This is a genomic window from Streptomyces sp. NPDC001156 (assembly GCF_053598275.1).
This window is the reverse complement of sequence record NZ_JBSFJX010000356.1, coordinates 1-5,064: the sequence shown is the minus strand read 5'-3', so window position 1 is coordinate 5,064 and position 5,064 is coordinate 1. Positions and strand designations below refer to the sequence as shown.

4 protein-coding genes and 2 pseudogenes are annotated in these 5,064 nt (G+C 66.8%); 4 read left to right on the top strand and 2 right to left on the bottom strand.

The window, feature by feature from the left end:
* Positions 1-128, bottom strand: a pseudogene (locus tag ACWDA7_RS50170) (DNA-directed RNA polymerase subunit alpha); the annotation flags it as partial.
* A 267-nt stretch (positions 129-395) separates the two neighbouring features.
* On the opposite strand from ACWDA7_RS50170, the gene ACWDA7_RS50165 reads away from it, so the two are divergent.
* The 4 genes and pseudogenes from ACWDA7_RS50165 (at position 396) to ACWDA7_RS50150 (ending at position 3,991) form a co-directional block, all read left to right on the top strand.
* Entirely contained in the window at positions 396-617 is a 222-nt protein-coding gene (locus ACWDA7_RS50165) for a hypothetical protein (protein ID WP_359391880.1), read from the top strand.
* Between the two features lie 707 nt (positions 618-1,324).
* A pseudogene (locus ACWDA7_RS50160) lies at positions 1,325-1,453 on the top strand (glycoside hydrolase family 15 protein); the annotation flags it as partial.
* A gap of 80 nt (positions 1,454-1,533) precedes the next feature.
* Positions 1,534-2,688, top strand: coding sequence for an FUSC family protein (locus ACWDA7_RS50155; protein ID WP_450614555.1), 1,155 nt, complete (start codon positions 1,534-1,536; stop codon positions 2,686-2,688).
* Positions 2,689-3,787: 1,099 nt separating this feature from the next.
* Positions 3,788-3,991, top strand: a complete 204-nt coding sequence (locus tag ACWDA7_RS50150; protein WP_359391878.1) for a cold-shock protein — start codon at positions 3,788-3,790, stop codon at positions 3,989-3,991.
* A gap of 572 nt (positions 3,992-4,563) precedes the next feature.
* Here the strand turns inward: ACWDA7_RS50150 and ACWDA7_RS50145 are convergent.
* Complete coding sequence (locus ACWDA7_RS50145; RefSeq protein ID WP_450614553.1) at positions 4,564-4,926, bottom strand: hypothetical protein; 363 nt, start codon at positions 4,924-4,926, stop codon at positions 4,564-4,566.
* Positions 4,927-5,064: the final 138 nt, after the last annotated feature.

Sequence of the window (5,064 nt, the reverse complement as noted above, 5' to 3'; positions counted from 1 at the left end):
AGGAGGGTGCGGCGGAGGGAGTTACCGAGGGTGTAGCCGAAGCCCGGCTCCAGCGGCTCGATCACGAACCGGGAACGGAACTCGTCGACGACCTCTTCGGTCAACGAGGGTCGCTGAGCGATCAGCATCTGTGGATCAGATCCTTCAGTCGTGGACGCCCGCTATATGACGCCCGACGGGGCCGCACCGGCAGGATGCGGGTACTGCAAGGGTACGGGCGGTACGACTCCTGATGGGGAGGTACCGCCTGAATCCTCAGGCAAGCCGTGCCTCAGACGCGGCGGCGCTTCGGCGGACGGCAGGTTCGGCTCTTGCAGGGGTGGAGTCTAACGATCAGCTACTCATGCCCTTGAGAGTCTGCCACCAGCGTAGTTCGTGGGTGCATACTAGGGGCGATGACAAAGCCTGCTGCACCGAAGCGTCACTTGCCTACCAGCCCCTTCAAGGCCCCGGTCACGCCGGCTCCTAAGCACTTCGCCGTGGGCGATCAGGTCACGCACGACACGTATGGCCTCGGCCGGGTGATCGGCATCGAGGACGGAATCGCGGCACTCGTGGATTTCGGCTCGGCGCAAATGCGGATCTTGAGCCCGTACGCCAAGATGACCAAGCTGTAGGACCGCTGTGCCCGGCCACGGAACGCCAGGCCCCCTCAGGGACCTGTAACGAAAGAGAGACATCTCATCGACCTGACGTCGCTGTTCTCCGCCCTGGAAGGGCAACCCCGGTGTGCCACTGCCGCATCGCCGCCTCCGACGACAAACCCCTTCCAGGCCCCGGACTTCGGGGAAGAGGAGACTTTCCTGCTCGAGGATGCCCAGGAGCCCGCCTCGGGCACGCAGACGGCTCGGCCCAAGGCGGCCTAGCTCCCAGGCGTGCGGTGGTCTAGACAGCTGACCGGGGGCCGTCTCAGTTCCTGTCTGATTCAGCCCCGTTCACCGTCGTTCAGCCGAGACCGTGTGCCGGGCCCTTCCCGTAGGCAAGCCGCCCACGAACGCAGGTGAACGCCCCTGCGACCGACGCGGGCGGACAGTAGGGAGTTCTGCCGATCCGGCTCGCGTACCGGATGCTTCCAGGCAGGGGGTGTTGTCGCCTCTCAACGCTGGAAGTGATTGCGCCGAGTCGCGACCACCCTGTGCGCCGTGGCCGGCCCCGATCTCGCCGCCCCGACCGCGGGCCTCGCCCAGTCCCTCGGCATCCCACCCTCGCCGGACCCTTCCTCGTGTCCGGCGCCGCCTACGCGCTCGCCGTTCTCGTCGTCTCGGGCATCGTGGGCGCCGCGACCAGCTACCCCGCGCTCGCGCTGCCCGACGGCCAACTGTCTCTACCCCTGCTCGCCGAGGAGTGGGACCCATGGCTGCAACGGCAGGTCGGGAACTTCCCTCAGGCGTTCAGCCATGTGCCGTTGATCGACACGGCACTGCGGCTGACGGCGTCCGGCGCGCACGGGGGCGGAGGATGTAGGCCGGCGGCCCGACGAGTTCCCCCTCGGCGGATGGCTGAGGAACCCGGCACGGTACGAGGAGAGCCCCCATGGATACTCGTCCACGCACCGCTGCGGTGCGCTCCCGGATGGTGGCCGGGTTCGGGGATGGAGCGATGGTGGTGCGTACCGCCGTCGCCGCCGGGCTCTCCTGGTGGATCGCGACCGCACTGCTGCATTCCGACTCGGCCTCGCTCGCGCCCGCGGGGGCGATTCTGGGGGCGCACGCGACGCCGTTCGCAACCGCGCGCAAAAGCCTCCAGCGTGCGGCCGGGATCGGTGTCGGGTTCCTGCTGGGCGTGGCAGCCGCCGCGTCGCTGGGTGTGAACGCGGTCACGGTGCTGTTTGCCACCCTGATCGGTATGTATGCGGGGAGGCTGCTGCGGCTCGGACCGCAGATGCATCAGGTCGCCTTGACCGCGGTGCTGGTGATGGGCACGGCCGCTCACTTCGGATACGGTGCGACCCGCCTGGAGGACAACGTGGTGGGCGTCCTCATCGGCACCCTGGTCGGCCTCCTGCTGCCCGCACCTGGATTCACTCGGCGCGCGGGCGAGGAACTGGCCCGTCTGACCCGGCAGATCGCCGACCTGCTGACCCAGGTGTCCGACCAGCTCGCCGCGGGTGACTGGGCGGCGTACAGCGGGCAGTGGGTCAGCCGTGCCCGGGAGCTGTCCAAGCGACTGGAGTCGGTCCGCAAGGCGGTGCGCGAAGCGGAGGACGCCATTCGGTTCCGCCCCCGCGCAGGCATGGCCCGGCCCCGGATCGATCGGCTTGCCGAGGCCACCCAGTGTCTGGACCACGTCGGGCACCAGGTCCGCGGCATCACCCGGGGCCTGTACAACCTGACCTTCCGTGAAGGTCGACCGCCCCTTCGTGGGGACCAGCACGACAGCCATCTGCCGCCCGCACCCGCGAGCGCCCCGCCGGGTCTGGACCGGGTCCTGGCCGACCTCGCCGCCCTGCTCGGTCTGCTGGCCGACGTCCACGCTGTGGAAAACCCACCCGACACGGACCTGCTCCAGCGGCTCAGGGCTGTCCTCGTTGCCGCCGAGGCCGCCTTCTCGCGTACCGCCCTCGACCAGTCGCCCGGCTATGCGGACTGGAAGGTGCTGTGCACGGCGGGCATCCTCGAGGACGCTCGCAAGATGATCCACGAACTCGACCCGGACATCGGCCCGCATCGCGGCGCCTTCCACGCATGAGCGGGCAGCGGCGGACGCGCACTGCCGCCGGCATCCGCCACGCAGGCCTGCGCACCGCTGCCCGGCGGCTGTCCGCCGCGCCGGGTCACCGTGGTCGTTTCTCCCCTTCCCGAACGGGTTCGGCTGCGGCGGGCGGGGGTGGCCATTCGGCGGGCGTGCCGTTGGCAGGCTGCGCGTGCCTCGGTGACGAGGACGAGTGCCTGGCACAACGGCCTGCGCCTACTGGCCGACGCCACCTGGCGCCGGTCACTCACCGGGAGCGGCCAGTGAACCAAGCATCCCGTAAGGGCCTTACCCAGTTGCACTACGGCAGCGAATTACAGCAACCATAAAAACCGAAGGTGGCTGCCGACGGCCCCCTACGACTGTCCGACCAACCTTCTGCGCCTCAATGGCTGCCCAGCAGGTTCTCCTGAGTCTGGCCGTCCTCTGCCTCGCCGGCTGCAAACCCGGATCCGACCGACCCCGAAAACGTCGCCCCGGTCAACCTGATGAACGGCACATCCAACGCCGCGCACATTTTCTGGTGTCTTGGCGAGGCGGGCAACAAGTGCCCAGAGCAGGACAGCCTGGGGCTCATCCCAACGGGGGCACTCGCAACGTACAGATTTCGACCTACGAAGTGCTACTGCGGATCAAGGCCGCCTCAGGCTCAGGGGAACACGTCTGTGAAGATCACGCCCCCGGTAGTCGGATAGCCCTGAGCAGGTCGTATCCCTCGGTCAAGTCCGGATACGACCGCCGCTCGGACGGATCGTCTTCAAGCGCAAGGGGCTGAGCGTCACATGTCGGCGTCACCCATATCTGCTGCGCACAGCCGTACCTGTCTGTCTGTGCGGTTCTGCGACCGGAACCAGTCGGCTGACGATCTCCGCCCTCGACGGGGCAGTCCACGACGGTCTCGCTGGACCCGCACCACACACGGATCCGTGCTAGTTTGAGCTTAGTTGCAGTTGGTACCCATGAAAATCAGTGTGCGCCTGACGGTATATGACCTTCAGGCGTATTTTGTTTTCCCGGTGTGCTCCGGATGGGTCATTTCAGCAACCAGGGTTCCACGCGGAGTGGAACACTAGACGACCCATGTGAGGAGAAAAGCATGGCCACCGGTACCGTGAAGTGGTTCAACGCGGAAAAGGGCTTCGGGTTCATCCAGCAGGACGGCGGCGGCCCCGACGTCTTCGCGCACTACTCGAACATCGCCGCCCAGGGCTTCCGCGAGCTGCAGGAAGGCCAGCGGGTGAGCTTCGACGTCACGCAGGGCCAGAAGGGTCCCCAGGCGGAGAACATCCGCCCCGCCTGACGGCGTCCCGGGACACCGGCAACGGCGGCGTAGATAGGGCCTGGGCCAGCGTCTCGACGAGCGCTGGCCCACGCTTTTCGCGCAGGCCCCCCTGGGGAATCCCGGCGCCTGTCCGCGACCACCGGGACACTGGCATGACGTGCCCGAGGACGTTCACGGGGCGGCGCTGGATGACCCAAGCTTCCCAAGCGGAGCCGCTGGCCGTCTTCCGGCCGCTACGCGGCTGAGGCACCTGGCACTCCTGGCACGAAGACTGGCGCTCCCGGCAGAAGCGGTCATCTCTGTCGAATACGCATTCGAAGTCTCCTTAGCGGAGTGCCCAGTTGAGGAAAATGCACAGGTCAATAGGAGGATGGCGATCGATCCGCAAAGCGTCTTCCGAGGCCCGGGCCGCTCGCTGCCCGCGGGGCCTCGTCGGGCAGGTCACAAGCCTGCTCAATCCGTGGGCCAGCGTAGGGAGCCATGATCGGAAGCGTAGGCGGCGGAACCAGTGCAGCGGGATCAGCTGGGTGACGTCGTTGCGGTTCCCGCCGGTCAGCGTCGCGGCCTTTCACTTTCTTCGGCTTGTGAACTCACGGACCGCCGAGCAATGAGTACACGACGACGTCGTGGTTGTTGCGTTGCAGAAGAAGGATGACGGGACACTCCGGGCCGCTGCTCCAAGTCTGCTTATAAACCTGCCAGCCAGCCGGCTCCACGACGAAAACAGGATTAATCGTGCCGTCGCCCTTGGGTAGAGCCTTCCTGTGGTCGATCGGCTCGTAATGGCGCCCGCAGAAGCTCATGCGAGCTGGAACCTCCCACCAGGCGAACGTGTGGTAGGTCAGGCGGTAGTTGATCAGCCATCCGCCGGCTGCCAGCAACACCAAAGCAACCGCTGCCCAGAGGACTCTGCGGACCCTCCGGCGGATTGAAGACGGCGCCGTCAAAGCCATGAAGCAAAGTCGATCACTTTCTGCGAGGGGACGTCAAGGACTCAACCTCGATCCACCGCGTGACGGCGGGTCTGTGGATGGCGGAACGAGGAGAGGTGCCTGCTGACCTGCGATGATGGGAGTTCTCACGCTTCCACC